Source organism: Pseudomonas sp. LBUM1658 (genome assembly GCF_059716055.1).
On record NZ_CP166798.1, the window covers coordinates 636,150 to 661,330 of the forward strand.

General features: G+C 60.2%; 26 protein-coding genes. 20 read left to right on the forward strand and 6 right to left on the reverse strand.

The window, feature by feature from the left end; translation table 11 throughout:
- Window positions 1–276 precede the first annotated feature (276 nt).
- The 4 genes from ACA064_RS02870 to ACA064_RS02885 all read left to right on the forward strand — a co-directional run bounded on the left by ACA064_RS02870 (window position 277) and on the right by ACA064_RS02885 (window position 4,550).
- Window positions 277–2,193 (forward strand): sigma-54-dependent Fis family transcriptional regulator, encoded by a 1,917-nt coding sequence (locus ACA064_RS02870; RefSeq protein WP_497672036.1) that lies wholly within the window; start codon window positions 277–279, stop codon window positions 2,191–2,193.
- 101 nt (window positions 2,194–2,294) lie between these two features.
- On the forward strand, window positions 2,295–3,644 hold the full coding sequence (gene mpl, locus ACA064_RS02875) for a UDP-N-acetylmuramate:L-alanyl-gamma-D-glutamyl-meso-diaminopimelate ligase (protein ID WP_497672037.1): 1,350 nt from the start codon (window positions 2,295–2,297) through the stop codon (window positions 3,642–3,644).
- Window positions 3,641–4,273, forward strand: coding sequence for a flavin prenyltransferase UbiX (gene ubiX, locus ACA064_RS02880; RefSeq protein ID WP_497672038.1), 633 nt, complete (start codon window positions 3,641–3,643; stop codon window positions 4,271–4,273). The genes mpl and ubiX overlap by 4 nt, the downstream gene beginning before the upstream one ends.
- Entirely contained in the window at window positions 4,266–4,550 is a 285-nt protein-coding gene (locus ACA064_RS02885) for a YceK/YidQ family lipoprotein (protein WP_497672039.1), read from the forward strand. Before ubiX ends, ACA064_RS02885 begins: the two co-directional genes overlap by 8 nt.
- Window positions 4,551–4,626: 76 nt before the next feature.
- Here the strand turns inward: ACA064_RS02885 and ACA064_RS02890 are convergent, their stop codons facing one another.
- The 3 genes from ACA064_RS02890 to ACA064_RS02900 all read right to left on the reverse strand — a co-directional run bounded on the left by ACA064_RS02890 (window position 4,627) and on the right by ACA064_RS02900 (window position 7,614).
- Entirely contained in the window at window positions 4,627–5,268 is a 642-nt protein-coding gene (locus tag ACA064_RS02890) for an oxidoreductase (protein ID WP_497672040.1), read from the reverse strand.
- A 27-nt stretch (window positions 5,269–5,295) separates the two neighbouring features.
- Entirely contained in the window at window positions 5,296–7,056 is a 1,761-nt protein-coding gene (locus ACA064_RS02895; RefSeq protein WP_497672041.1) for a C13 family peptidase, read from the reverse strand.
- Between the two features lie 102 nt (window positions 7,057–7,158).
- Window positions 7,159–7,614 (reverse strand): MaoC family dehydratase, encoded by a 456-nt coding sequence (locus tag ACA064_RS02900; protein WP_497672042.1) that lies wholly within the window; start codon window positions 7,612–7,614, stop codon window positions 7,159–7,161.
- A gap of 181 nt (window positions 7,615–7,795) precedes the next feature.
- Between ACA064_RS02900 and ACA064_RS02905 the strand changes: the two genes are divergently transcribed.
- The 3 genes from ACA064_RS02905 to ACA064_RS02915 are packed head-to-tail and all read left to right on the forward strand — an operon-like array spanning window position 7,796 to window position 9,472.
- A complete protein-coding gene (locus ACA064_RS02905; RefSeq protein WP_497672043.1) occupies window positions 7,796–8,158 on the forward strand; it encodes a CidA/LrgA family protein in 363 nt (120 codons plus the stop codon).
- Window positions 8,155–8,871 (forward strand): LrgB family protein, encoded by a 717-nt coding sequence (locus ACA064_RS02910; protein WP_497672044.1) that lies wholly within the window; start codon window positions 8,155–8,157, stop codon window positions 8,869–8,871. Before ACA064_RS02905 ends, ACA064_RS02910 begins: the two co-directional genes overlap by 4 nt.
- Before the next feature lie 10 nt (window positions 8,872–8,881).
- Window positions 8,882–9,472, forward strand: a complete 591-nt coding sequence (locus ACA064_RS02915) for an LON peptidase substrate-binding domain-containing protein (protein ID WP_497672045.1) — start codon at window positions 8,882–8,884, stop codon at window positions 9,470–9,472.
- A gap of 59 nt (window positions 9,473–9,531) precedes the next feature.
- Here the strand turns inward: ACA064_RS02915 and ACA064_RS02920 are convergent, their stop codons facing one another.
- From ACA064_RS02920 to ACA064_RS02930, 3 genes are all read right to left on the reverse strand, one after another.
- A complete protein-coding gene (locus ACA064_RS02920; RefSeq protein ID WP_497672046.1) occupies window positions 9,532–9,897 on the reverse strand; it encodes a DUF6124 family protein in 366 nt (121 codons plus the stop codon).
- Window positions 9,898–10,376: 479 nt separating this feature from the next.
- Window positions 10,377–11,693 (reverse strand): bifunctional DedA family/phosphatase PAP2 family protein, encoded by a 1,317-nt coding sequence (locus tag ACA064_RS02925; protein WP_497672047.1) that lies wholly within the window; start codon window positions 11,691–11,693, stop codon window positions 10,377–10,379.
- Between the two features lie 41 nt (window positions 11,694–11,734).
- The gene (locus ACA064_RS02930; RefSeq protein WP_497672048.1) at window positions 11,735–12,418 is read right to left on the reverse strand and encodes a DNA-3-methyladenine glycosylase; all 684 of its coding nucleotides are present in this window, start codon (window positions 12,416–12,418) and stop codon (window positions 11,735–11,737) included.
- A gap of 176 nt (window positions 12,419–12,594) precedes the next feature.
- On the opposite strand from ACA064_RS02930, the gene ACA064_RS02935 reads away from it, so the two are divergent.
- The 13 genes from ACA064_RS02935 (at window position 12,595) to ACA064_RS02995 (ending at window position 25,174) form a co-directional block, all read left to right on the forward strand.
- Complete coding sequence (locus ACA064_RS02935; RefSeq protein ID WP_497672049.1) at window positions 12,595–13,866, forward strand: glutamate-5-semialdehyde dehydrogenase; 1,272 nt, start codon at window positions 12,595–12,597, stop codon at window positions 13,864–13,866.
- Window positions 13,835–14,557 carry a nicotinate-nucleotide adenylyltransferase gene (gene nadD / locus ACA064_RS02940; RefSeq protein ID WP_497672050.1) on the forward strand — a complete coding sequence of 241 codons (723 nt, stop codon included), beginning with the start codon at window positions 13,835–13,837 and terminating at the stop codon, window positions 14,555–14,557. Before ACA064_RS02935 ends, nadD begins: the two co-directional genes overlap by 32 nt.
- Window positions 14,558–14,627: 70 nt before the next feature.
- Window positions 14,628–15,122, forward strand: coding sequence for a ribosome silencing factor (gene rsfS, locus ACA064_RS02945; RefSeq protein WP_497672051.1), 495 nt, complete (start codon window positions 14,628–14,630; stop codon window positions 15,120–15,122).
- A gap of 12 nt (window positions 15,123–15,134) precedes the next feature.
- Window positions 15,135–15,602 (forward strand): 23S rRNA (pseudouridine(1915)-N(3))-methyltransferase RlmH, encoded by a 468-nt coding sequence (rlmH, locus tag ACA064_RS02950; protein ID WP_003185785.1) that lies wholly within the window; start codon window positions 15,135–15,137, stop codon window positions 15,600–15,602.
- Between the two features lie 16 nt (window positions 15,603–15,618).
- The gene (gene mrdA, locus ACA064_RS02955; RefSeq protein WP_497672052.1) at window positions 15,619–17,514 is read left to right on the forward strand and encodes a penicillin-binding protein 2; all 1,896 of its coding nucleotides are present in this window, start codon (window positions 15,619–15,621) and stop codon (window positions 17,512–17,514) included.
- 31 nt (window positions 17,515–17,545) lie between these two features.
- Window positions 17,546–18,649 carry a rod shape-determining protein RodA gene (gene rodA / locus ACA064_RS02960; protein ID WP_191624215.1) on the forward strand — a complete coding sequence of 368 codons (1,104 nt, stop codon included), beginning with the start codon at window positions 17,546–17,548 and terminating at the stop codon, window positions 18,647–18,649.
- Window positions 18,650–18,666: 17 nt separating this feature from the next.
- On the forward strand, window positions 18,667–19,677 hold the full coding sequence (gene mltB, locus ACA064_RS02965; RefSeq protein WP_497672053.1) for a lytic murein transglycosylase B: 1,011 nt from the start codon (window positions 18,667–18,669) through the stop codon (window positions 19,675–19,677).
- Window positions 19,677–20,687 carry a septal ring lytic transglycosylase RlpA family protein gene (locus ACA064_RS02970; protein WP_497672054.1) on the forward strand — a complete coding sequence of 337 codons (1,011 nt, stop codon included), beginning with the start codon at window positions 19,677–19,679 and terminating at the stop codon, window positions 20,685–20,687. Before mltB ends, ACA064_RS02970 begins: the two co-directional genes overlap by 1 nt.
- 176 nt (window positions 20,688–20,863) lie before the next feature.
- Window positions 20,864–22,021, forward strand: a complete 1,158-nt coding sequence (locus tag ACA064_RS02975) for a D-alanyl-D-alanine carboxypeptidase family protein (protein WP_497672055.1) — start codon at window positions 20,864–20,866, stop codon at window positions 22,019–22,021.
- An 81-nt stretch (window positions 22,022–22,102) separates the two neighbouring features.
- On the forward strand, window positions 22,103–22,378 hold the full coding sequence (locus ACA064_RS02980; RefSeq protein ID WP_150641215.1) for a DUF493 domain-containing protein: 276 nt from the start codon (window positions 22,103–22,105) through the stop codon (window positions 22,376–22,378).
- Window positions 22,378–23,025 (forward strand): lipoyl(octanoyl) transferase LipB, encoded by a 648-nt coding sequence (gene lipB / locus ACA064_RS02985; protein WP_497672056.1) that lies wholly within the window; start codon window positions 22,378–22,380, stop codon window positions 23,023–23,025. Before ACA064_RS02980 ends, lipB begins: the two co-directional genes overlap by 1 nt.
- Before the next feature lies 1 nt (window position 23,026).
- Window positions 23,027–24,046: a lipoyl synthase gene (lipA, locus tag ACA064_RS02990; protein WP_497672057.1), complete on the forward strand. Its 1,020-nt coding sequence runs from the start codon at window positions 23,027–23,029 to the stop codon at window positions 24,044–24,046.
- A gap of 177 nt (window positions 24,047–24,223) precedes the next feature.
- Complete coding sequence (locus tag ACA064_RS02995) at window positions 24,224–25,174, forward strand: S66 peptidase family protein (RefSeq protein WP_497672058.1); 951 nt, start codon at window positions 24,224–24,226, stop codon at window positions 25,172–25,174.
- Window positions 25,175–25,181: the final 7 nt, after the last annotated feature.

Below are 25,181 nucleotides of genomic sequence, written 5' to 3' on the forward strand. Positions count from 1 at the left end.
TTTGTTATTGGGGAGGACGCGCTGTAGCGCTTATATAAGCTTAGAGCAAAGGTTGGGCCAGTGCTTTGCAGGTCAAGTAAATCAATGGGTTACGAATTAATCGGGAGGTGAGCGGACCTGCGTTGTGACAGTTGTGGCACGACCTGAGTGACACTTTGTGCCATAAGCGGTACGGCCTGTGACTCGCCGCTCGAGCCGGGATTGCAATGCACCAGAGGCTGGAGGATGCTGGGCATCACCTTTCGCCAAGCAGCCCCGCGCGGAGAACGATAAGAAATGCACAACAATCATCTGAGTCGACACGCCCAGCAGGTGTTGACCGTGACTCAGGGCAAAGCCCACTTGCAGGGCCCGGGCAGCGATCCATCCATTGCCCGTTCCTGGCTGCGCTGTCTTGAGGACTATCACCTCGACCCGGCCCTGAGCATCGCGCCGACGGTGCTGGAGCATGGGCGGGTGCTGGAAAGCCGCGAGCGCTTGCAGCAAGTGCTGCAGATCGCCGGCAACGAAATGGCCAGCCTGCATCAGCAACTCTCCGGTGCCGGCCATGCCGTGTTGCTGACCGACTCCCGTGGGGTGATCCTCAACTGCGTCACCGCGCCCGCCGAACGGAAGATTTTCGAACGCGCCGGGCTCTGGCTCGGTGCGGACTGGAGTGAAGCCTGCGAAGGCACCAACGGTATCGGCACCTGCCTGGTGGAGCGCCAGTCGCTGACCATCCATCAGGACGAGCATTTTCGCGGTCGTCACACCGGGCTGACCTGCTCGGCGAGCCCGGTGTTCGATCCCCATGGCGAGCTGCTGGCGGTACTCGATGTGTCATCGGCGCGCCATGAAGTCTCGCGGCAGAGCCAATTCCACACCATGGCACTGGTCAATCTCTCGGCGAAGATGATCGAGAGCTGTTATTTCCTGCGTTACTTCGACAACCAATGGTTGCTGCGCTTTCACTTGCAAGCCGAGTCCGTGGGGCTGTTCAGCGAAGGATTGCTGGCGTTCGACGGCGACGGGCGGATCAGTGCGGTCAACCAGAGTGCCTTGAACCTGCTGGGGCATGTGCGCGGCGGGCTGCTGGGCAAACCTGTGGAAGCTTTTTTCGATTGCTCTCTGGATGAACTGCTGGGTCGTGCCAGCGTGAACGCCAGCGCCAGTTGGCCACTGCGCACCCGCGATGGGCGCGGCTTGTTCGCAGTGTTGCGGGGGCAGCCGCGAAGTGTTCCAGTGCCGGTTATTCCAACTCCGCTGGTGACCGAGCGTCCACGGCTGTCCGGCATCTGTCTGGGCGATGCGGCGCTGCAGAACGACTTCCGCAAAGCCTTGCGGGTGTTCGAGCGTGATGTGCCGCTGTTGATCAATGGCGAAACCGGCTCCGGCAAAGAAGCCTTTGCCAAGGCCGTGCACCACGCCAGCCAACGGGCGAATAAAGCCTTCGTTGCGCTCAATTGCGCGGCGATCCCGGAAAGTCTGATCGAGAGTGAACTGTTCGGCTATCGCGGCGGCAGTTTTACCGGGGCCCGCAAAGAGGGCATGCGCGGCAAGTTGCAACAGGCCGATGGCGGCACCTTGTTCCTTGATGAAATCGGCGATATGCCGTTGGCCTTGCAGACCCGTCTATTAAGGGTGCTGGAGGATCGGCTGGTGGTGCCCATCGGCGGCGAGCCCCAGGCGGTCAACGTGCGAATCATCAGCGCGACCCACCGGAATTTGCTCGATCGGGTGCAGGACGGCAGTTTTCGCGAGGACTTATATTATCGGCTCAACGGCCTGGAAATCGCCTTGCCGGCGTTGCGCGATCGCAGCGACAAGTCGCAGTTGTTGGACTTCCTGCTGGCCGAAGAAGCCGGTGAACAAAACGTCCTGCTCGACGGGGCGGCGCGCCAGGCGCTGCTGGACTTCGCCTGGCCGGGCAATGTGCGGCAATTGCGCAACGTGCTGCGGACTTTGGCAGCGCTGTGCGAGGACGAGCGGATCGTTTTTGAGGATTTGCCGGTGATGATTCGCCAGCGCCGGCCAGCTCCGCTGCTGATGGCCGTCGACGAACCTTCCGAACGCCCGCTGGACGACGCCGAACGCCTGGCGTTGCTTAACACCCTGGAGCAACAGCGCTGGCACATGACCCATACCGCCGAGCAGTTGGGGGTCAGCCGTAATACGCTTTATAGAAAGCTGCGCAAGCATGGGATCGCCCGCTAACGGAGCCGGATTCGCTTTTGTGGGGATCGCGTCACGCTTACTAAAGAGTGCGATTTTCCCCACCCTACGCTAACCTGCCTCGATGTTTTACGAGGTCGACTATGCACATTCATATTCTTGGTATTTGCGGCACCTTCATGGGTTCGATGGCAGTTCTGGCCAAAGAGCTGGGCCATCGCGTGACCGGCTCCGATGCCAATGTCTATCCGCCGATGAGCACCCAGTTGCAGGCGCAGGGCATTGAGCTGACTCAAGGCTATGATCCTGCTCAGCTCGATCCGGCCCCGGATCTGGTGGTGATCGGCAATGCCATGTCCCGTGGCAATCCGGCGGTCGAGTACGTATTGAACAAAGGCCTGCCGTACGTTTCCGGTCCGCAATGGCTGGCCGACCATGTGCTGCAAGGTCGCTGGGTGCTGGCGGTAGCCGGTACGCACGGCAAGACCACCACCAGCAGTATGCTGGCCTGGGTATTGGAATACGCAGGTATGAGCCCGGGCTTCCTGATCGGCGGAGTGCCGCAGAACTTCGCGGTATCGGCGCGCTTGGGCGATACACCGTTCTTCGTGATCGAGGCCGATGAATATGACAGCGCTTTCTTCGACAAGCGCTCGAAGTTTGTGCATTACCGCCCGCGCACGGCGATTCTGAACAATCTTGAGTTCGATCATGCGGACATCTTCCCCGATCTGCCAGCCATCGAGCGTCAATTCCACCACTTGGTGCGGATTATCCCGAGCGAAGGCCTGGTGATCCATCCGACCACTGAGGCGGCCTTGCAGCGAGTGATCGAGATGGGCTGCTGGACCCCGGTGCAAACCACTGGCGTAGGCGGCCAATGGCAGGTCAAGCTGCTCAGCGCAGACGGTTCGAAGTTTGAAGTGATGTTCGAAGGTGTGGCTCAAGGCGTGGTCGACTGGGACATGACCGGTCAGCACAACGTCGCCAACGCCCTGGCTACCCTGGCGGCCGCGCGGCATGTCGGCGTAGTGCCGGCCATCGGCATCGCCGCGTTGAGCGCTTTCAAAAGCGTCAAGCGAAGAATGGAAAAGGTTGCAGAAGTCCGCGGCATTACCATCTACGACGACTTCGCCCACCACCCGACAGCGATTGCCACCACCCTTGATGGCCTGCGCAAACGCATCGGCGATGCCCCGCTGATTGCGATCATCGAGCCACGCTCCAATTCCATGAAGCTCGGCGCGCACCGTGATGGTTTGCCGGAAAGTGTGGTCGATGCCGATCAGGTAATCTGGTACGCGCCGGCCAACCTCGGTTGGGACCTGGGTGCGACCGCGGCGCTGTGCACTGTGCCGTCGATCGTCAGCGATTCGCTGGAAGGCATCATCGCTCGGGTAAAAAGCCAGGCCCAACCCGGCACCCACGTGGTGATCATGAGCAACGGCGGCTTCGGCGGCCTGCACGGCAAACTGGCCGAGGCGCTGCTATGAACAACGGTCCGGAACGCATCACCCTGGCAATGACCGGCGCCTCTGGCGCGCAATACGGTTTACGCCTGCTTGACTGTCTGGTGCGTGAGGACCGCGAGGTGCATTTCCTGATCTCCAAGGCCGCCCAACTGGTAATGGCCACCGAAACCGACGTTACGCTGCCGCCCAAGACCCAGATGATGCAGGCCTTCCTCACCGAATACACCGGGGCTGCCGCCGGGCAGATTCGCGTGTATGGCAAGGAAGACTGGATGTCACCCGTGGCTTCCGGTTCTGGCTCGCCGAGTGCGATGGTGGTGGTGCCCTGTTCCACCGGGACCTTGTCGGCGATCGCCAGCGGCGCCTGCAACAACTTGATCGAGCGTGCCGCGGACGTCACCTTGAAGGAGCGTCGGCAGCTGATTCTGGTGCCTCGTGAAGCGCCGTATTCCAGCATCCACCTGGAAAACATGCTCAAGCTGTCGAACATGGGCGTGACCATTCTGCCGGCTTCGCCGGGTTTCTATCACCAGCCGCAAACCATCGACGACCTGGTCGACTTCGTAGTGGCGCGGATTCTCAATCTCTTGAACATCCCGCAAGACATGCTGCCGCGTTGGGGCGAACACCATTTGAGCAGCGATGAATAAACTACTGAGCCTGGTCCTGGCCCTGCAATTGGCCGGTTGCGCCACGGCCCGAACCCTGGACGCTGCCAAACCGGGGGCGCCGATCGTGTACGCGGGCACGCGTCTGGATTTGTATGCGATGCAGGGCGGGTGTTGTGCCATGGACCGTTTCGGCGCCGAAGCGCCGAGCTATCCCGGTGTCGACCTGCCGGCCAGCGCCTTGCTCGACACCTTGCTGTTGCCACTGTCGTTGTTGACGGTAATTGGGGTTGAGTTTCAGGCGACGGGTGGGTTGTAGCCGCTAAAAGATCGCAGCCTTCGGCAGCTCCTACGTACATCTGTAGGAGCTGCCGATAGGCTGCGATCTTTTGATCTTACTTGCCCAGCCTGCGCAACTCATCCGACTCGACGATTCGCACTCCATCCTGTTCTTCCAGCGCCAGGCGCCACATGGCTCGGGCCAGTTGGCAGGCTTCGATGCCGTGGTATTTGCCGGGTAACAGTTTGGAAAACGGCGCTGCCAGTTGTTCGGCCAGGCGCGGCTCCCGACGCTCGCCCAGCAATAGGGAAGGGCGGACGATGGTCAGCTGCGGCCAGTTTTGATCCTTCAAGGCATATTCCATTTCGCCTTTGACCCGGTTGTAGAGCACCGAAGACCTCCGATCGGCGCCGATGGCACTGATCACGATCAGGTGTCGCGCGCCCATCTCCCGGGCACGCTTGCCGAAGGCCACGACCATGTCGAAGTCCACCGCACGGAAGGCTTTCTCGGAGCCGGCCTTTTTGATCGTGGTCCCCAGGCAGCAGTAAGCGATATCGACGCGCCCGCTGAGCTGTGGAAGAAAGACTTCGGGGTCGCCCACCGGGTTTTCCAGATGAGGATGTTTGGCCAGTGGCCTGCGAGTTGGGGCTAATACACGGCTGATGGTCGGCTCGTTGAGCAGCCGGTCAAGTAGATGTTCACCGATAAGACCGGTGGCTCCGGCAAGCAAGACATGCTGAGGCGTCAAGTACATAGTGTTTCTCCCTTGATACTGTTCAGCTTAGTTGTTCTTTGCATGTGTGCCTTTCATCGGGACGCTTTCGAGTTCTTTTTGTGCTTGCGGGCCTTTCAACGAGGCGTTTTCGAGTGCCTTTCGTGCTTGTTGCTTGCGTAACAGCTGCCAGCGCGCCAGGACCGCCTTGGGTGCCCAGATCTGCGGTTCCGAGGCTTCGAAGTTGTCGGCCAGTTCCCGTTCGGCGACCGTTGCCCTGGCCAGGACGAAGGCTTGCTGCAGGTCGTCGGTCTGGTTCAATGCCTGGGCAAACAATGCGTCGCCGAAGTAGGTGAAGTCGGCCTCTTCCGAGCAACCGAAGGACACCCGATCAGTCCGCGAGGCGGTCATGATCAGCGTCCGGTCATCTTTGAGTGCAGGGATAAAACCACCTGAATAACAGGCCGAGATCACAATGATCTTGTCACGATTTTTCAATGGTGCGAGCACGGAGGCCAGTTCGTCGGCCGGTAGGTCGGCCAGTTCCAGGCGCGGCTGATCCAGCACCAGTTCATGCTGGTGGGTGCCGTGGCTGGTCAGGTAGATGAACAGCAAATCTTCCGGGCCGCTGCGCGCAGCCAGCGTCAGTGCTGCGCGTCGCAGGCTCTCTCGGCTCGCCATGGGGCGGTCGCCCATATGGTCGCGATGATTGACCAGGCGGATCTGGCCATAGGCGCCAAAGCGCCTGGCGAGCATGTTGCTGACGTAGTCAGCCTCGCGCAGGAACACACTTTGTTTGCCATCACCAGCCAGCGTCAGGCTGTACAGCTCCACCGCCGGGGTGGACGCGGGCACGTTGGCCAGATCCTGTTCGAGCAAGCGGCCCTGAGCCAACACGCCGACCTCCAGGGTGTCTGGCAGCAGCTTGCCGCTGGCATCGCGCACCCGTTGGCCGTTGACCCAATAGCCGCTTTGCACCGCGCCATCGTGGCGCACCAGGGTGCCAGAGCCCTGGTAGTTGTCATTATCGAACTGGCCGACATAGAAACTGCCATCGCTGAGGTTCAAGCGGCCTTGGCCGGATAGGCGCCAGTCACTGAACTGACCGACGTAATGGCTGCCATCGACACCGATCAGCTCACCTTTGCCGGTTAGCGCACCTTCCTTGAACTGGCCGATCCAGACATCGCCGTCAGCATTTTCGTAGCGACCTTTGCCGTGCAACTGGTTTTGCTTGAAAGCGCCGACATACTGGTCGCCTTCGGCGCTGTTGAAGGTGCCGTTGCCCTCCAGTTGGCCATTGACGAAGTGCCCGGTGAACAGATTACCGCTGGCATCGCCACGCTGGCCTTCACCGTTGGGTTTGCCGTGGGCGAACTGACCCTGGTACTGGCTGCCGTCTTCGAGTTCCAGACGACCGAGCCCGGAATACTGGTCGGCCTTGAATTCACCGCGGTAGGTCATGCCGCCTTCTTTGAGCGTGCCTTCACCGTCGCGCCGACCGAGCTTGAAGCCGCCGGTATAACTGCTACCGCTGGTGGTCAGGGTGCCCTGGCCGTGGAACAGCCCGTGCTCGAACTGGCCGCGGTACACCTCGCCATTGCTGCCGTGCCATTCGCCCCGGCCATGCCACTGCCCCTTGTCGAATTGACCGGCGTACCAGCCGCCATTCGGGTAGTCGATGCGACCCTGGCCCTGTAGCAATCCATCGACCATATCACCGCGATAACGTCCGCCGTCCGGCAAGCGGGCATCGGGCGGCAACAGCGATTCGCCGTCGCCGCATGCGGTGAGCAACAGGATTAGAGCGAGGGGTACAAGTGAGCGCATAGCGGGATCCGGGCAATTAGGCGACCGAGTATGCCGCAGCTATGTGTCGCATATATAGCGCCGAGCGAAACAGCATGGGAGCTGTTCCGCATCCGGGAAGGCTTAAACGAAGCAGAGGGACAGCGGTTCAGCGATGTAGGCGGGCTTTTCCTGGCCTTCGATTTCCAGGGTTGCGGTGGCTTTGAGCAGCCATTGACCGGGTTTCTTTTCAGTGACTTCGGCCAGATCGACCTTGAGTCGAACCCTGGAGTCGACCTTGACCGGCTGGATGAAGCGCACGCTGTCCAGGCCGTAGTTGACGACCATCTTCAAACCTTCCGGCAATACCAGAATGTCTTCCATCAGTTTGGGGATCAGCGACAGAGACAGAAAGCCGTGGGCAATCGTACCGCCAAAGGGTGTTTGTGCAGCCTTTACCGGATCAACGTGAATGAACTGAAAATCACCCGTGGCTTCGGCGAACAGGTTGATGCGTTCCTGATCGATAGTGAGCCATTCGGAACGTCCGAGTTCTTTGCCGACATAATCTTTGAGCTCTGCAACTGGAACATAGGGCATTGAGACTCTCCTTGGGTTCATCGGTTTTATAGTTTTTGGGGTGGGGGCTCCAGCCCCCTGGCAACCGCGTTAGATCATCATGGCCAATGGCTGCGGTCAACCATTTATGGTGTTTGCGAATGGCGGTTCATAGCGTGAGGCATGCTTATAATGCCCGGCGCGATTTTGCGGGAGATGACGAATGTTGTTACGCGGTTTGACCTGGCTGGTGCTGTTTCAATTACTCGGCACGGCTATCAACCATTTATTTTTACCGGTGTTGCCGGGGCCGATTGTCGGCCTCCTGCTATTGCTGGTGTTTCTGATTAGTCGCGGGCAAGTCGGTGAGCCGCTGAACCTGGCGGCCAGCAGTCTGTTGCGTTATTTGCCGTTGCTGCTAGTGCCGCCAGCGGTGGGGGTAATGGTTTACGCCAGCGACATTGCTGCGGACTTCTGGGCGATCGTCGGCGCGTTGGTGTTGTCGCTGGTGATCTCCATGGCCTTCGTTGGCGTACTGATGCACAAGATGATCCAGCGTCAGGCTCGTCGCGAGGATGCACAATGACCTTCGATTGGCAGGGCGCGTGGGCGGCAGTGATTCATCATCCGTTGTTCGGCATCGGCATCACCTTGGGAGCCTACCAGCTGGTGCTGATAGGGTATGAGAAAACCCGCTGGATTTTCTTGCAGCCAGTGCTGGTGTCTATGCTGCTGGTGATCGGCGTGCTGGTCGGTTGCGGCCTGAGTTACACCGAATACCGCAAAAGCACCGAGATTCTCAGCATTCTGCTGGGGCCGGCCACTGTCGCCCTGGCAGTACCGCTCTATCTCAATCTGCGGCGGATTCGGCAGTTGTTCTGGCCGATATTTACTACGCTGGTGATAGGTGGTGTGGTGGCGACTAGTCTCGGCGTGGTGCTGGGTTGGTGGTTCGGTGCCGAGCACATGATTCTAATGACCATGGCACCGAAGTCGGTAACCTCACCGATCGCCATGCTGGTGGCCGAGCAAATTGGTGGTGTGGCGGCGCTGGCCGCTGTCTTCGTGTTGATCACCGGAGTGATCGGAGCGATTTTCGGGCCGAGTATTTTGACTCGTTTGGGTGTCCATAGCCCTGAAGCCCGCGGCATGGCATTGGGCATGACGGCGCATGCGGTCGGTACTTCGGTCGCCTTGCAGGAAAGTGAGGAATGCGGCGCGTTCGCCGCATTGGCGATGAGTTTGATGGGCGTGGCCACGGCGGTGTTCCTGCCGCTGGCTGTGTCAATGATGGTTTAAGGAAACCTATATGAGCCTGGCGCTTTTCCCCCTGAACACGGTGTTGTTCCCCGGTTGCACCCTCGATCTGCAGATTTTCGAGGCGCGCTACCTGGACATGATCAGCCGCTGCATGAAGCAGAACGGCGGTTTTGGTGTGGTGTGCATTATCGAGGGGGAAGAGGTGGGCGTCGCGCCTGAAGGCTATGCCCTGGTCGGTTGCGAGGCGCTGATCCGTGATTTCAAACAGCAGGAAAACGGCCTGCTGGGCATTCGCGTCGAGGGCGGACGCAGGTTCCGGGTGCTGCGCACCGAAGTGCAGCGCGATCAGCTGATGGTGGCCGACGTCGAGTGGCTCGACGACGTGCCCGAACAACCGCTGCAGGATGAAGACGCCGACCTGGTGGCCTTGCTCAAGGCGCTGGCCGAGCACCCGATGGTCGAAGCCCTGAACATGGGCACCGAAGCCACCGGCCAGCAATCCCTGGCCAATCAGTTGGCTTACCTGCTGCCATTCTCCGAACTGGACAAGATCGACCTGCTGCAACTCGATGATCCGCAACAGCGCCTGGATGCGATTCAAGCGTTGCTTGATGAGTTGCAGGGGGAGTTGTTTGCCTGAGTGCATCAGCACTGTAAAGATCGTTCCCGCGCAGAGCATGGGAACGATCGAACGGCGCTTCAGCGGGTATGTGGCCACATGTGTTCGATGGATTGGTCGACCATGGCTTTGGCGATTTCCAGCAGGTGCCACACGGCGAAGACCATGGCGCGCTCCGTGCCTTTGAAGTGTTCCCCACACTCGTAAGCGGTGACCGATGCGCAGCGCAGCAAGTCGGCGGTGTAGAGCATCGTGTCTTCGATGCTCACATCCTTGCTGACGTTGTAAAAGCGCATGGCATCAGGCGAGGTTGGGTTGGCATCGGGCAGGTAGTGATCCAGGGCACGGTACAGCGCGGCGCGGTCCTTGAGCAGGTCGCGGGTGAAGGCGTTGTCCATTGATGGGGTGACGGGTGGAATGGGTGGGTCGGGGGTGATTTTGTCCATGATTGTGGAGCTCCAATGTAAGTTTTCAGGAGCTGCCAGAAATCGCGACTAAACGATGGAGTGGCAGCCGTACGCAGGTTAGTCGACCGGAACATTGGGAACCCGGCGCACCCGAAAGTGCCCTGCGCACAGCCACCATAAAGCGCAGGCGTAAAAAACGCTCTGCTGGAGGTGGAGCTTGTGCGCCCAATGTTACAAGTTCGGGCGACTAAACCCGTTCGCTGTTTTGCAGCGACGGCCGAAGACTAGCCACGAGATTGGGTGGGCACAAGCGGGCTGGGATTTTCTAGGAAACGTCCTTCAAAGGAAAGAGAGTTGTCTTGCGAGGGTATACAGAAAACCGGGTGGGCCTTGAAAAGATCGCAGCCTGCGGCAGCTCCTGCGCCGAGCGAGTACACCCGTGAATGTGCGGATATACGCAAAATCTGTAGGAGCTGCCGCAGGCTGCGATCTTTTAGCGGGCAAACATCAGTACTTGCTCAATACGCATAACGCACTATCGCATCAGGCAAATGCCGCAGTGCAAAGAACCCGAACAACGCCACCAGCGCCGGCAGTACCAGCCACCAGACCTTGGCCGACATAGCACTCAAGGAGGTCTGGCGTTGGTTCAGGTTCAGGCTGGCGGCGCAGAGGCAGGCCGCAAGCATGGCGCCGGCCAGCACATCGGTCGGCCAGTGCGCTCCGAGATAAACCCGCGAGATAGCAATCGCCATCGCAGGCAAGCACCCGACCAACAGCCAGGTCAGACGCATCCGGGGTGGTTGGCCGCGGCCGGCGAGGACCGCCAAGGTCAGGAATAACGCGAACGAACCGGAGCTGTGGCCACTGGGCATGCTGAAGGTGGTCAGCGGGTCGCTCAGCACTTCCGGGCGCATACGGGCGAAAAACCATTTGGTCCCGGTATTGGCCAGGGACGTGCAGAGCAGGGCGCTGCCGGCGAAGATCGCGTGGCGCCATTGGCGCGCCACCAGCAGCAAAATCGTCAAAAGGCTGCTGGCAAAGAGCAGCGTTTGGAAGTCGCCGAGGCGGGTCACCAGCACGGCGGCGGAGTCTACGGCGCTGCTGCGGTGTTCCTGGATCAGGGTCATCAGCCCCTGGTCGAACTGATTGAGGTAGCGATAGCCGATGAACATCCCGGCCAGAATCGCGAAGCTCAGGGCCGTGATCAGTACTGTGGCACTGCGGTGACGGCGCAAGGTGCTGTTGATGCTCAGCCCGATCAGCACGACGATGCTGCCGACAACGACTCCGGCTTGCGGCCAGAACCCTTCCGGCAGGGGCAGGCGGATTGCCGCACCGGTCGCCCAGCCCGGCAATAGATACGCCACGGTCCAGCCCGCTGCCGCCAGCAAACTGACAGCGGCAAATCGCGGAAACGGCATGTCGAACATTCCCGCAACCATCGGCAGCATCGGGCGTAAAGGACCAATAAAGCGCCCGACCAGCAGGCTGGCGATGCCGTAACGCTGGAAGTACGCCTCGGCTCCCGCCATCCATTCCGGGTGATGGCGCAACCCCGGCAGGCGGCGAATGTTCTGGTGGAAGCGCCGCCCCAGGAAATACGACACCAGGTCTCCCAGTAAGCCGCCGACAAATCCCAGCAGCAGGGTCTCGCCCAGGGACAGCGCGCCACTGCCGGCCAATACCGCGACGGCGAACAACAAGACCGTACCCGGCACGATCAACCCGGCAATTGCCAGGCACTCGACGCAGGCCACTATGAAAACCGCGGCGGCCAGCCATTGCGGGTTTGCCGTCAACCATCCGGTCAGGCCATCGAGCCATGGGCCCATAGATTCAACTCCATCATTGTTTATTGACCGGGGGGTCGTGTTCAGATCAGAAAATAGTCGCGACCTTCGACCTGGCCGCGGCGCAGCGGGTTTAGCGTGCAGTATGGGGCGTAGGCGGCATCGACGAAGCGGTACATCAAGTGCTCGTCGCGTCCGTTAGGGATGCCCAGGCGAGTGGTTTGAATGATGTGGATCGGTGGAATGCCGACATCTTCGACAAACAGCAGCTCATGATCGAAGCGTTTGGCGTCCCAGCGCGGTACTTTCAGGCCCAGCGCCTTGCAGAGCAAGGTTTGCCCGGCGCAGAGCTTCTGCGACGGGCGCGGGTGGCCATTGGAATGGGGATTGTTCAACAGCATCTGGGCCAGGCTGGCCGGGCCGGAAGCCTCGTCGATCCACGGATAGGCGGATTTGATCAGGACTGCATTGCCCGGCCCGTGTGCGCTGAAGTTCAGCGAGTCGCCACCACGGGCGTAATACATATAGATGTGGCCGCCATCGAGAAACAAAGCCTTACGTTTTTCTGTGTAGCCAAGGGAGGCATGGCTGCCTTTTTCGGCACAATAATAGGCTTCGGTCTCGATGATTCGCGCGCTGAGCCACAGATCGCCGATCCGATGGCGGATGATTTTGCCCAACAGATCGCGGGCCAGCACCTGGGCATCACGGTTAAAAAACTCATCAGGCAGTGCCTTGGGCATGCTCGGAGCGGTCGGATTTGACATGGTGACTAACGGCAATTGCGGCTAATTGAGTCGCGATGATAGCAATTTCAAGCTTAATTACGGCTGAACGTCCTCTATTTGCTGTCCATTTCGACCATCCGCCCGTCACTGCTGTTAGTAGGAGAGCGCGACAGCTATAATCTGCCGCTTTCCTCTTTGCCAAGACCATTGAGACCATGACTGAGTCCGTTCTTGACTACATGACCCGCCTGGGTCGCGCTGCCCGCGAAGCCTCCCGCGTGATCGGCCGTGCCAGCACCGCGCAGAAAAACCGCGCGCTGCACGCTGCCGCCGCGGCTTTGGATGCTGCTCGCGCCGAGTTGACCGCCGCCAATGAACTGGACCTGGCCGCTGGCCGGGCCAATGGTCTGGAGCCGGCCATGCTTGAGCGTCTGGCGCTGACCCCGGCACGGATCGACAGCATGATTGTCGGTTTGCGTCAGGTGGCCAGCCTGCCGGACCCGATTGGGGCGATCCGCGACATGAGCTATCGGCCGTCGGGAATCCAGGTCGGCAAGATGCGTGTACCGCTGGGCGTGGTCGGGATCATCTACGAGTCGCGGCCCAACGTGACCATCGACGCCGCCAGCCTGTGCCTGAAGTCGGGTAACGCGACCATCCTGCGTGGCGGTTCCGAGGCGATTCATTCCAACCGCGCGATTGCTATCTGCATTCAGCAGGGCCTGGCCGAGGCCGGTTTGCCGGCCGCCGTGGTGCAAGTGGTCGAAGTGACCGACCGTGCTGCCGTTGGCGCGCTGATTACCATGCCCGAGTACGTCGATGTGATCGTGCCCCGTGGCGGCAAGGGCCTGATCGAACGGGTCAGCCGTGATGCCCGGGTGCCGGTGATCAAGCACCTGGACGGCATCTGCCACGTTTATGTCAGTGCCCACGCCGAACTGCCAAAGGCCCAGCGCATCGCATTCAACGCCAAGACTTACCGTTACGGCATTTGCGGCGCCATGGAAACCCTGCTGGTTGACCAGGCGGTAGCCGCCGACTTCCTGCCAGCGATGGCCGAGCAATTCCGCGCCAAGGGCGTCGAGCTGCGCGGTTGCGAACGCACGCGGGCGATCATCGAGGCGGTGGCGGCCACCATCGATGACTGGAATACCGAATACCTGGCGCCGATCTTGTCGATCCGCGTGGTCGATGGGCTGGACCAGGCCATCGAACACATCAACCATTACGGCTCCCATCACACCGACTCGATCGTCACCGAGCACCAGGGCCAAGCCCGGCGTTTCGTTGCTGAGGTCGACTCAAGTTCGGTGATGATCAACACCCCGACCTGCTTTGCCGATGGCTTCGAGTATGGATTGGGTGCCGAGATTGGCATTTCTACTGATAAGCTGCACGCCCGCGGCCCGGTGGGCCTCGAAGGTCTGACCTGCGAGAAGTACATCGTGGTCGGTGATGGCCAGTTGCGCGGTCAGGAGTCGGTCTGACTTGGCCGATATCCGCCAGTCAGCTGCCGTGACCCCAAGCGAACCCCAGCCTCGACGCATTGGCGTGCTGGGCGGGACCTTCGATCCGGTACACATCGGCCATTTGCGCAGTGCGCTGGAGGTGGCCGAATCGCTGGCGCTCGATGAGCTGCGTCTGACACCCAGTGCCAGGCCGCCGCATCGTGGTACGCCACAAGTGTCGGCCGTCGATCGTCTGGCGATGGTCGAGTGTGCGGTGGCAGGTATTGCGCCGCTGGTGGTGGATGCCCGTGAGCTGCAACGGGACAAACCGTCGTACACCATCGACACCCTGGAGCTGATGCGAGCCGAGTTGGCCGCTGATGACCAGTTGTTTCTGCTTTTGGGCTGGGACGCATTTTGCGGCCTGCCCACTTGGCACCGCTGGGAGGAGTTGCTCCAGCATTGCCACATCCTGGTGCTGCAACGCCCGGATGCCGACAGCGAACCGCCGGATGCCTTGCGCAACCTGCTGGCAGCGCGTTCGGTGAGCGACCCGCTGGCCCTCAAAGGGCCGAGCGGACAGATTGCATTCGTCTGGCAGACACCGCTCGCGGTATCCGCTACCCAGATCCGTCAACTGCTGGCCAGCGGTAAGTCGGTACGTTTCCTGGTGCCTGACGCGGTCCTGGCCTACATAGATGCGCACGGTCTTTACCGTGCGTCGAACTGAAAAGGAGCGCTTCAAGGCACGAATCACCGTGTATTGAAGCGCCCGAACATACGAGCAAAACGAGTTTTATATGACTGACAAAGACGTAACTAAAGTAAAGCGCAAAGGCACGTTCAAGAGCGCCCCGCTGCCAGTAGCGGCTGAAACCGGCTTGATACTCGCCGGCGAAGAACTGGTCAAGGTTGCCGTAACGGCCCTGGAAGACGTCAAGGGCCAGGACATTCTGGTGATCGACGTTCGCGAAAAGCAGAGCATCACCGATTACATGATCATCGCTACCGGTACCTCCAACCGCCAGATCGGCGCGATGTTGGACAAGGTCCGCGAAATGGTCAAAGAGAAAGGCGTCAAGCCGCTGGGCGAAGAAGGCAAGGGCGACAGCGACTGGGTTCTGTTGGACCTGGACACTGTCATCGTTCATATGATGACCGCCAACGCTCGTCAGTTCTACGACCTGGAGCGTCTGTGGTCGGGTGCGGAACAAAGCCGTGCGATGAACGCTGCGCACCACAGCCCGGAAAACACCCACGAGCACTTCATCAAGCTCAACAAAGACCAGCAATAAGGGATCATCGCTGTGCGACTGCGTCTGATCGCCGTCGGATCCCGCATGCCCAAATGGGTGGAAGAAGGCTGGCATGAATATGCCAAGCGTCTGCCATCCGAACTGGCGCTGGAACTGGTGGAAATACCGCTCAATACCCGTGGCAAGAACGCTGACGTGGCGCGCTTTATCCGTCAGGAAGGCGAAGCCATGCTGGCCAAGGTCGGCCCGAATGAGCGGATTGTCACGCTCGAGGTGCATGGCAAGCCCTGGAGCACCGAGCAACTGGCGGTCGAACTGGATCGCTGGCGGCTGGATTCGCGCACGGTGAATTTCATGGTCGGTGGTCCCGAGGGGCTGGCGCCGGAAGTCTGTGCGCGGGCCGATCAGCGCTGGTCGCTGTCGCCTCTGACGTTGCCGCATCCGCTGGTGCGGATTCTGATCGGTGAACAGCTGTATCGCGCCTGGACAGTTCTGTCCGGGCACCCTTATCACAAATAGCATCGCGCCCTACTAAATGTCCCAACCGATCCGCATCAAGGACCACGAGAAAGACGCCCGTCTGGTGCGTGGCCGGGTCGTGTTCGGTGCAATAGCAGTGGTGTGTCTGATCGGGGTGCTGATTGCCCGGCTGTATTTCCTTCAGGTGATCCAGTACGAGTATCACTCCACGCTGTCGGAGAACAACCGCGTCCATGTGCAGCCGATTCCGCCGACCCGCGGGTTGATTTTCGACCGCAATGGCGTGGTGGTGGCCGATAACCGGCCCAGCTTCAGCCTAAGCATGACCCGCGAGCGTTCGGGGGACTGGCAGCAAATACTCGATGTGATAGTCGAAGTGCTGGAGCTGACGCCGGAAGATCGGCAGCTGTTCGAGAAACGCATGAAGCAGGGGCGCCGGCCGTTCGAGCCGGTGCCGATACTGTTCGAGCTGAACGAAGAGCAGATCGCCCGCATCGCCGTCAATCAGTTCCGTTTGCCGGGCGTGGAAGTGGTCGCGCAGCTTGTGCGGCATTATCCGCAAGGAGCGCACTTCGCGCACTCCGTGGGTTACATGGGTCGGATCAACGAGAAAGAGCTCAAAAGCCTCGATCCGGTCAATTACAGCGGCACCCACCATATCGGCAAAACCGGCATCGAGCGCTTCTACGAGCCGGAGCTGCATGGCCAGGTGGGTTATGAAGAGGTCGAGACCAACGCCCGTGGCCGCGTATTGCGGGTGCTCAAGCGGACCGATCCGATTCCCGGCAAGGACATCGTCCTGAGCCTGGACATCAAGCTGCAGGAAGCCGCCGAGCTCGCGCTGGGTGGCCGGCGTGGCGCGGTGGTGGCGCTGGACCCGAACACCGGCGAAGTGCTGGCGATGGTCAGTCAGCCGAGTTTCGACCCGAACCTGTTCGTCACCGGCATCAGCTTCAAGGCCTATGCCGAGTTGCGTGATTCGATCGACCGTCCACTGTTCAACCGTGTGTTGCGCGGCCTCTATCCACCTGGCTCGACCATCAAGCCGGCAGTGGCAATTGCCGGGCTCGACTCGGGCGTGGTCAGCGCTTCGACGCGGGTCTACGATCCGGGTTACTACCAGCTGCCCAACTACGATCACAAATATCGTAACTGGAACCGTACCGGCGACGGCTTTGTTGATCTGGATACGGCGATCATGCGTTCCAACGATACCTATTTCTACGACCTGGCCCACAAGCTGGGGATCGATCGGCTGTCGGCCTATATGGGCAAGTTCGGTATCGGCCAGAAGGTCTCGCTGGACATGTTCGAAGAATCGCCGGGGCTGATGCCTTCGCGTGAGTGGAAGCGCGCAACCCGGCGTCAGGCCTGGTTCCCGGGCGAAACACTGATTCTCGGTATCGGCCAGGGCTACATGCAATCAACCCCGCTGCAACTGGCCCAGGCCACTGCGCTGGTGGCAAGCAAGGGCAAGTGGTATCGCCCGCACCTGGCGAAAACCATCGAAGGCGAGAAGCCGCTCGATGAAAACCCGATGCCGGACATCATCCTGCGCGATCCGGCCGATTGGACCAGGGTCAATCACGGTATGCAGCAGGTGATGCATGGCGCGCGCGGTACGGCACGCAAAGCGGCTATCGGCGCGCAATACCGGATTGCCGGCAAAAGTGGTACGGCCCAGGTGGTTGCCATCAAGCAAGGCGAGAAGTACGACCGCTCCAAGGTTCAGGAGCGCCATCGTGACCATGCCTTGTTCGTCGGTTTTGCCCCTGCCGATAACCCGAAAATCACCGTCGCGGTCATGGTTGAGAACGGCGAGTCCGGCTCCGGCGTGGCCGCTCCGGTGGTTCGCCAGATCATGGACGCCTGGTTGCTTGACCAGGACGGCCGACTCAAGCCTGAGTTCGCCAGCCCTATAAGCGCGGAGGCTACGGCCCGTGAAGAGTAATTTTGATCGCATCCTCTCCAGTGAGGATGTGATGCGCCGCCGCGCGACGCTGTTGCAACGCATGCATATCGACGGGCCTTTGCTGATTCTGTTGCTGACCCTCGCGGCGGGCAGCCTGTTCGTGCTGTATTCGGCCAGCGGCAAGAGCTGGGACCTGCTGGGCAAGCAAGCGACTTCTTTCGGCATCGGCCTGGTGTCGATGTTCATCATTGCCCAGCTCGAGCCGCGCTTTATGGCGCGCTGGGTGCCATTGGCCTATGTATGCGGTGTGGTGCTGTTGGTGGTGGTGGACGTCATGGGCCACAACGCCATGGGCGCTACGCGCTGGATCAATATTCCCGGGGTGATTCGCTTCCAGCCATCGGAGTTCATGAAGATCATCATGCCGGCGACTATCGCCTGGTATCTGGCCAAGCGCTCACTGCCACCGCAACTCAAGCATGTCGGCATCAGCCTGATGCTGATCGGGATCCCGTTTATCCTGATCGTGCGTCAGCCCGATCTCGGTACTTCACTGCTGATTCTCGCCGGCGGCGCCTTCGTACTGTTCATGGGTGGCCTGCGCTGGCGCTGGATCGTCAGCGTGATCGCTGCCGCAGTGCCGGTGGCCGTTGCGATGTGGTATTTCGTCATGCACGAGTACCAGAAACAACGGGTCCTGACCTTCCTGGACCCGGAAAGCGATCCGCTGGGCACTGGCTGGAACATCATCCAATCCAAGGCGGCCATCGGTTCCGGCGGCGTATTCGGTAAAGGCTGGCTGCTCGGCACCCAGTCCCATCTGGACTTTTTGCCGGAGAGCCACACCGACTTCATCATTGCGGTCCTGGGCGAAGAGTTCGGGCTGGTGGGCATCTGTGCCTTGCTGCTGATCTATTTGTTGTTGATCGGTCGCGGGCTGGTCATTACTGCTCAGGCGCAGACGCTGTTCGGCAAATTGCTCGCGGGCAGCCTGACCATGACGTTTTTTGTTTATGTTTTCGTCAACATCGGTATGGTCAGTGGCCTGTTGCCGGTAGTAGGGGTGCCATTGCCATTCATTAGCTATGGCGGAACCTCACTGGTGACGCTGCTGTCAGCGTTTGGGGTTTTGATGTCGGTCCATACCCATCGTAAGTGGATCGCGCAGGTTTGAATAAGGTGAAGATTTCAATGCAAGTTATGCATGGCTGGGCGACTCGATACGCTCCGTGGGTCGGCCTGGTAGGCATCCTTGGTGCAGCGCAGGAGGCGCTGGCCGGCGATTATGAAGGCGCGCCGCAGGTGGCCGAATTCGTCGGTGAAATGACCCGCGACTACGGATTCGCCGGAGAACAGCTGATGGGGGTGTTCCGCGAAGCCGAGCGCAAGCAGTCGATTCTTGACGCGATTTCCCGGCCTGCCGAGCGGGTCAAGCAGTGGAAAGAGTACCGCCCGATGTTCCTCACCGATGCGCGGATCGCCCGTGGCGTGGATTTCTGGCGTCAGCACGAAGCGACGCTGGCCCGCGCCGAACAGGAATACGGAGTGCCGGCCCAGGTTATCGTCTCGATCATCGGCGTTGAGACCTTTTTCGGTCGTAATACCGGCAATTACCGGGTGATCGATGCACTGTCGACCCTGGGCTTCGACTACCCGCCGCGCGCCGACTTTTTCCGCAAGGAACTGCGTGAGTTCCTGCTGCTGGCCCGTGAAGAGCAGGTCGACCCAATGACGCTCAAGGGGTCTTATGCCGGGGCCATGGGCTTGCCGCAGTTCATGCCGAGCAGTTTTCGCGCCTATGCTGTGGATTTCGACGGCGATGGCCACATTAATATCTGGACCAACCCGGACGACGCCATTGGCAGTGTCGCCAGTTACTTCAAGCACCACGGCTGGGTAGCCCGCGAGCCGGTGGTCAGCCTGGCCACGGTGCGTGGTGACCGGGTCGACGAAGGTTTGACCCAGGGAATCGAACCGGTCAAAACGGTCGGGGAGTTGCGGGCGCTGGGCTGGTCGAGTCATGATGCGCTGCGTGATGATATGCCGGTCACGGCTTTTCGACTGGAAGGCGACAACGGCCCCGAGTACTGGATGGGGTTGAATAATTTTTACGCGATTACGCGCTATAACCGCAGTGTGATGTACGCCATGGCCGTGCATCAGCTGTCTGATTTGCTGGTCCAAGCACGGGGCGTCAAGTAATGCGGGCAATGCCGATACATAAACCCCTGAAGCTGGCGGCTGTTGCTGCACTGTCGTTGTTGGTGGTCAGTTGTTCGACCAGCCGCGCGCCGCAGCAGAAATCACCGACCGTCGTTCGTGCAACGCCTGGCCTGGACATCAACCGCGCCCATAAAGATGGTGCGCCGTGGTGGGATGTCGATGTTTCGCGCATCCCCGATGCCACGCCGACCCTGCATACCGGCCCTTACAAGGCCAACCCCTATACGGTGCTGGGTAAAAGCTACTTTCCGCTGAGCGAATCGAAGAATTACGTCGCCTCGGGTACGGCCTCCTGGTATGGCACCAAGTTCCATGGCCAGAATACCGCCAACGGCGAAGTCTATGACCTGTACGGCATGAGTGCCGCGCACAAGACCCTGCCGCTGCCGAGCTATGTCCGGGTGACCAACCTGGACAACAACAAGAGCGTGATTCTGCGGGTCAACGATCGTGGGCCGTTCTATTCGGACCGGATCATCGATTTGTCCTATGCTGCCGCCAAGAAGCTCGGTTATGCCGAAACCGGTACCGCGCGGGTCAAGGTCGAGGGGATCGATCCGCAGCAATGGTGGGCCCAGCGCGGCCGGCCGGCACCGCTGATGCTCAACGAGCCGCGGGTGGCGCAAGCTGCCGCTCCGGTGATGACGGCTTCGGCTGGCACCGTGGAGCAATGGACGCCGCCACCGCAGCAGCACGCCGCGCCCGTTGTGCCAGTGCCGCTGGATGCAAAAAAAAACGCTTCTGCAACAGCCTCTGGCCAGTATCTTCAGGTGGGCGCCTTCGCCAACCCGGACGCTGCCGAACTGCTGAGGTCGAAGCTGAGCGGGATGGTGCAGGCTCCGGTGTTCATCAGCTCGATCGTGCGTAATCAACAGACACTCCATCGGGTACGTCTGGGGCCGATCGGTACGCCAGGTGAAATCCAGCAAGTGCAAAACAGCGTGCGAATGGCCAATCTCGGCCAGCCAAAGCTGGTAACAGCGGAATAAGTGACATCAGATTGAGGACTTGGCCCTGGGGGGCCGGGTTCCGGTTGTTGGCTCGTCAAAGAACAAAAGCCCACATAGGGTTCAAGGCGAACAACTGAACACGCGACAACCGGGACCGGTTGTCTGATTAGTTTTGCCCGCGAGGGCAAGTTTCCATTAGCAATTTCGAGAGACGGATGAACATCACCACCTTTGCCAAACGCCTGTGCCTGCTTGTCCCGCTGATCATCACGCCTGCCGCCTGGGCGATCGAGATGATGCCGTCGCCACCGCAACTGGCCGCCAAATCCTATGTGCTCATGGACGCCAGCAGCGGCAATGTGCTGGTCGAGAACAATGGTGACCAGCGTCTGCCGCCGGCCAGCCTGACCAAGCTGATGACCGCCTACCTGGCGACCCTGGAAATCCGTCGTGGCCAGATCGGTGAAAACGATCCGGTAACCGTCAGCGAGAACGCCTGGCGTACCGGCGGTTCGCGGATGTTCATCAAGGTTGGCACGCAGGTAACGGTCAGCGACTTGCTGCACGGGATCATCATCCAGTCGGGCAACGACGCCAGCGTTGCGCTTGCCGAGCACATCGCCGGTAGCGAAGACGCGTTCGCCGACATGATGAACAAAACCGTCGCCGATCTGGGCATGACCAACAGTCACTTCATGAACCCGACCGGTCTGCCGAACCCGGAGCATTACTCGTCGGCTCATGACATGGCCGTGCTGGCCCGCGCAATCATCCATGAAGACCCGGCTCACTACGCGATCTACTCGCAGAAGGAGTTCTTCTGGAACGGCATCAAACAACCGAACCGCAACCTGCTGCTGTGGCGTGACAAGACTGTCGACGGCCTGAAAACCGGTCACACCGACGAAGCCGGCTACTGCATGGTGTCTTCGGCGGTACGTGACGGCATGCGTTTGATCGCAGTGGTCTTTGGCACCAACAGCGAACAGTCTCGTGCGGCTGAAACCCAGAAGCTGCTGACTTACGGTTTCCGCTTCTTCGAAACCCAGACCTTCTACCAGAAAGGTACCGAGCTGGCTCAGGCTCCAGTCTGGAAAGGCACCACCAATCAGGTCAAGGCCGGTCTGGCTCAAGACCTGACCATGACTTTGCCTAAAGGCCAGCTGAAAAAGCTGCAGGCCAGCATGAGCATGACCCCGCAACTGATCGCACCGATCGCCAAGGGCGACGTGATTGGTAAAGTCGAAGTGAAACTGGACGATAAAGTCGTGCACAGCGCCGACCTGATCGCACTGGACGCCGTCGACGAGGGTGGTATCTTCCGCCGCATGTGGGATAGCATCCGTCTATTCTTCTACGGCTTGTTCAACTGATTATTGTGGTCCAGCGTGCCTCTCGCTCCGACATGGAGCGGGGGGTATGTCCGTCGCCACGGCTTACGAGGCCGTTACGCCATGACAGATACTGAAGTAAAGGCGCCAAAAATCGAATTCCCCTGCGCGGATTACCCGATAAAGGTAATCGGCGACACCGGCGTGGGTTTCAAGGACAAGATCATCGCGATCCTTGAAAAACACGCAACCGTTGACCATCAGACCCTCGCCGAGCGCCAGAGTACCAACGGCAAGTACACGACCATCCAGTTGCACATCATCGCCACCGGTCAAGAGCAGCTGTACGACATCAACAGCGAGTTGCGGGCTACCGGTTTCGTGCACATGGTGCTGTGATGTCCGGCACGCTGGGCTTTCGCGAGCTCGGCCAGATGGCTTACGAGCCGGTCTGGCAGGCCATGCAGCGCTTCACCAATGAGCGCGGCAGCACTGCGCCGGACGAAGTCTGGCTGGTTCAGCATCCTCCGGTCTTCACTCAAGGTCAGGCGGGCAAGCCCGAGCACCTGCTGCTACCCGGGGATATTCCGGTAGTGAAGGTCGACCGCGGCGGGCAAGTGACCTATCACGGCCCTGGTCAGCTGGTGGCTTATCTGCTGCTGGATGTGCGCAAGCTGGGATTTGGCGTGCGCGAGCTGGTCAGCCGGATGGAGCTGTGCCTGATCGAGCTGCTGGCCAGTTATGGCGTCACGGCGCTGGCCAAGGCCGATGCGCCGGGCGTTTACGTCGACGGCGCGAAAATCGCCTCTCTGGGTCTGCGGATTCGCCACGGTTGTTCCTTTCATGGCCTGGCGTTGAACGTGGATATGGATCTGGAGCCGTTCCGACGAATTAATCCCTGTGGCTACGCGGGGCTGGCGATGACCCAGCTGCGCGATCACACAGGACCGATTGAATTTGCCGAGGTAAGTGCCCGGCTGCGCGTGCAGCTCGTCAAACACCTCGACTATGCTGAGCAGACGACCCTAACGGGCGGAATCGACTGATATGACTACTGATGCAGTGCAAACCATGATCCCGACGCTGGATGTCACCGAGCGTCCGGCCCCGCGTGCCAAGGTAGAAGCCGGCGTCAAGCTGCGCGGCGCCGAGAAGGTTGCACGCATTCCGGTGAAGATCATTCCAACCACCGAACTGCCGAAAAAACCCGACTGGATTCGTGTGCGTATCCCGGTTTCGCCGGAAGTCGACCGTATCAAGGCGTTGTTGCGCAAACACAAGTTGCACAGCGTCTGTGAGGAAGCCTCCTGCCCTAACCTGGGTGAGTGCTTCTCCGGCGGCACCGCGACCTTCATGATCATGGGCGACATCTGCACCCGTCGCTGCCCGTTCTGCGACGTCGGTCACGGTCGACCGAAGCCACTGGACGTCAATGAGCCGGAAAGCCTGGCCATTGCCATCGCCGACCTGAAATTGAAGTACGTAGTGATCACCTCGGTAGACCGCGACGACCTGCGTGACGGCGGTGCCCAGCACTTTGCCGACTGCATCCGCGAGATCCGCAAACTGTCGCCGAACGTGCAACTCGAAACCCTGGTTCCGGACTACCGTGGCCGCATGGATGTGGCGCTGGAAATCACCGCCGCCGAGCCGCCGGATGTGTTCAACCACAACCTGGAAACCGTACCGCGCCTGTACAAGGCTGCGCGTCCGGGTTCGGATTACCAGTGGTCTCTGACCCTGCTGCAACGCTTCAAGCAGATGATGCCGCACATTCCGACCAAGTCCGGCCTGATGCTGGGTCTGGGCGAGACCGACGAAGAAGTCATCGAAGTCATGAAGCGCATGCGCGAACACGACATCGACATGCTGACCCTCGGCCAGTACCTGCAGCCATCGCGCAGCCACTTGCCGGTGCAGCGCTTCGTGCACCCGGACGTGTTCGCCTGGTTCGCCGAAGAAGGCTACAAGATGGGCTTCAAGAACGTTGCGTCGGGCCCGCTGGTACGTTCCTCGTACCACGCCGACGAACAGGCGAAACTGGTTAAAGCCAGCTTGATGTCCTGATCTGCAACCGCCCGCCAGAATCTTCATTCTGGCGGGCGGTCTGATTTTTAGCTGGGCAGAACAACATTGCCACCGCAAACCAGACTTTTCCTTCGCGTCCTGTAGTGCTTATCCCCTTCTATTTGCCTGCATTCGTGTCTACTGTGCGTTGAAGAGTCTACGCAGGGAGAACCATGGATGACGATTCGATCAACAGACAAAGCCTGCGCTCACACGCCAGTGCCTGCATTGCCAGCCAATGGCGTGATCGGCTTGATCGCACCGGCCGGTCCCGCAGCGCTGGATGCCGAGAAGGCTGTGCAATGGATGCAGGCCAGGGGCTACGGGCTGCGGATCTTTCCCGGTGTCGAACAGAAAGACGGTTACCTGGCCGGAAGTGACGAGGTCCGCTTGAACGACCTGCATGCGGCGTTCGCCGACAGCCGCATCGACGCGATCCTGTGCCTGCGTGGCGGTTATGGAAGCCCGCGGCTGCTGGACCGGATCGATTTCGAGTTGCTGCGTCGCAATGCCAAACCTTTTGTCGGCTACAGCGATCTCACGGCACTGCATCTGGCGATCAGTCGTTATGCGGGCTTCGTGACCTTCCATGGACCGATGCTCAATGCCGATCTGCTGGGGGATAAACAGCAGCCCACCGAATCCTCGTTGCTCGGCATGCTCAGAGGGGATTTAACGTCCGGGAGCGTGTTGCCCCATCCGCCGGCTTATCCATTGACCACGATTGTGCCGGGTGTTGCGCGCGGTCGTTTGCTGGGAGGCAATCTCTCGCTGATTGCCGGCACCCTGGGCACGCCTTACGAGATCGATGCCGACGGCGTCATTTTGTTCGTTGAGGACATCAACGAGCCGCTGTACCGCATAGACCGGCTACTGACCCATCTGCGACTCGCGGGCGTGCTGAGCAAGCTCTCTGGGGTCTTGGTGGGCGATGTTGCCGGGGTGGACTCGCAGGCATTGGCCGGGTTGCTCAAGCAAACCTTCGAACCGCTGTGGATTCCGGTACTGGCTGGCTGGCGCAGTGGCCATTGCGACCCGAACCTGACCCTGCCAATGGGGGCGATGGTCCGGTTGGATGCGGGGGCTCAAGAGTTGGTGCTGGAGCAGGATGTGGTGGTTCGCTTCTAGGTTATCA

Coding starts and splice junctions, on each gene's coding strand:
- ACA064_RS02870 (WP_497672036.1), top strand. CDS start 277: ATGCACAACAATCATCTGAGTCGACACGCCCAGCAGGTGTTGACCGTG.
- mpl (WP_497672037.1), top strand. CDS start 2,295: ATGCACATTCATATTCTTGGTATTTGCGGCACCTTCATGGGTTCGATG.
- ubiX (WP_497672038.1), top strand. CDS start 3,641: ATGAACAACGGTCCGGAACGCATCACCCTGGCAATGACCGGCGCCTCT.
- ACA064_RS02885 (WP_497672039.1), top strand. CDS start 4,266: ATGAATAAACTACTGAGCCTGGTCCTGGCCCTGCAATTGGCCGGTTGC.
- ACA064_RS02890 (WP_497672040.1), bottom strand. CDS start 5,268: ATGTACTTGACGCCTCAGCATGTCTTGCTTGCCGGAGCCACCGGTCTT.
- ACA064_RS02895 (WP_497672041.1), bottom strand. CDS start 7,056: ATGCGCTCACTTGTACCCCTCGCTCTAATCCTGTTGCTCACCGCATGC.
- ACA064_RS02900 (WP_497672042.1), bottom strand. CDS start 7,614: ATGCCCTATGTTCCAGTTGCAGAGCTCAAAGATTATGTCGGCAAAGAA.
- ACA064_RS02905 (WP_497672043.1), top strand. CDS start 7,796: ATGTTGTTACGCGGTTTGACCTGGCTGGTGCTGTTTCAATTACTCGGC.
- ACA064_RS02910 (WP_497672044.1), top strand. CDS start 8,155: ATGACCTTCGATTGGCAGGGCGCGTGGGCGGCAGTGATTCATCATCCG.
- ACA064_RS02915 (WP_497672045.1), top strand. CDS start 8,882: ATGAGCCTGGCGCTTTTCCCCCTGAACACGGTGTTGTTCCCCGGTTGC.
- ACA064_RS02920 (WP_497672046.1), bottom strand. CDS start 9,897: ATGGACAAAATCACCCCCGACCCACCCATTCCACCCGTCACCCCATCA.
- ACA064_RS02925 (WP_497672047.1), bottom strand. CDS start 11,693: ATGGGCCCATGGCTCGATGGCCTGACCGGATGGTTGACGGCAAACCCG.
- ACA064_RS02930 (WP_497672048.1), bottom strand. CDS start 12,418: ATGTCAAATCCGACCGCTCCGAGCATGCCCAAGGCACTGCCTGATGAG.
- ACA064_RS02935 (WP_497672049.1), top strand. CDS start 12,595: ATGACTGAGTCCGTTCTTGACTACATGACCCGCCTGGGTCGCGCTGCC.
- nadD (WP_497672050.1), top strand. CDS start 13,835: ATGGCCAGTTGCGCGGTCAGGAGTCGGTCTGACTTGGCCGATATCCGC.
- rsfS (WP_497672051.1), top strand. CDS start 14,628: ATGACTGACAAAGACGTAACTAAAGTAAAGCGCAAAGGCACGTTCAAG.
- mrdA (WP_497672052.1), top strand. CDS start 15,619: ATGTCCCAACCGATCCGCATCAAGGACCACGAGAAAGACGCCCGTCTG.
- rodA (WP_191624215.1), top strand. CDS start 17,546: ATGCGCCGCCGCGCGACGCTGTTGCAACGCATGCATATCGACGGGCCT.
- mltB (WP_497672053.1), top strand. CDS start 18,667: ATGCAAGTTATGCATGGCTGGGCGACTCGATACGCTCCGTGGGTCGGC.
- ACA064_RS02970 (WP_497672054.1), top strand. CDS start 19,677: ATGCGGGCAATGCCGATACATAAACCCCTGAAGCTGGCGGCTGTTGCT.
- ACA064_RS02975 (WP_497672055.1), top strand. CDS start 20,864: ATGAACATCACCACCTTTGCCAAACGCCTGTGCCTGCTTGTCCCGCTG.
- ACA064_RS02980 (WP_150641215.1), top strand. CDS start 22,103: ATGACAGATACTGAAGTAAAGGCGCCAAAAATCGAATTCCCCTGCGCG.
- lipB (WP_497672056.1), top strand. CDS start 22,378: ATGTCCGGCACGCTGGGCTTTCGCGAGCTCGGCCAGATGGCTTACGAG.
- lipA (WP_497672057.1), top strand. CDS start 23,027: ATGACTACTGATGCAGTGCAAACCATGATCCCGACGCTGGATGTCACC.
- ACA064_RS02995 (WP_497672058.1), top strand. CDS start 24,224: ATGACGATTCGATCAACAGACAAAGCCTGCGCTCACACGCCAGTGCCT.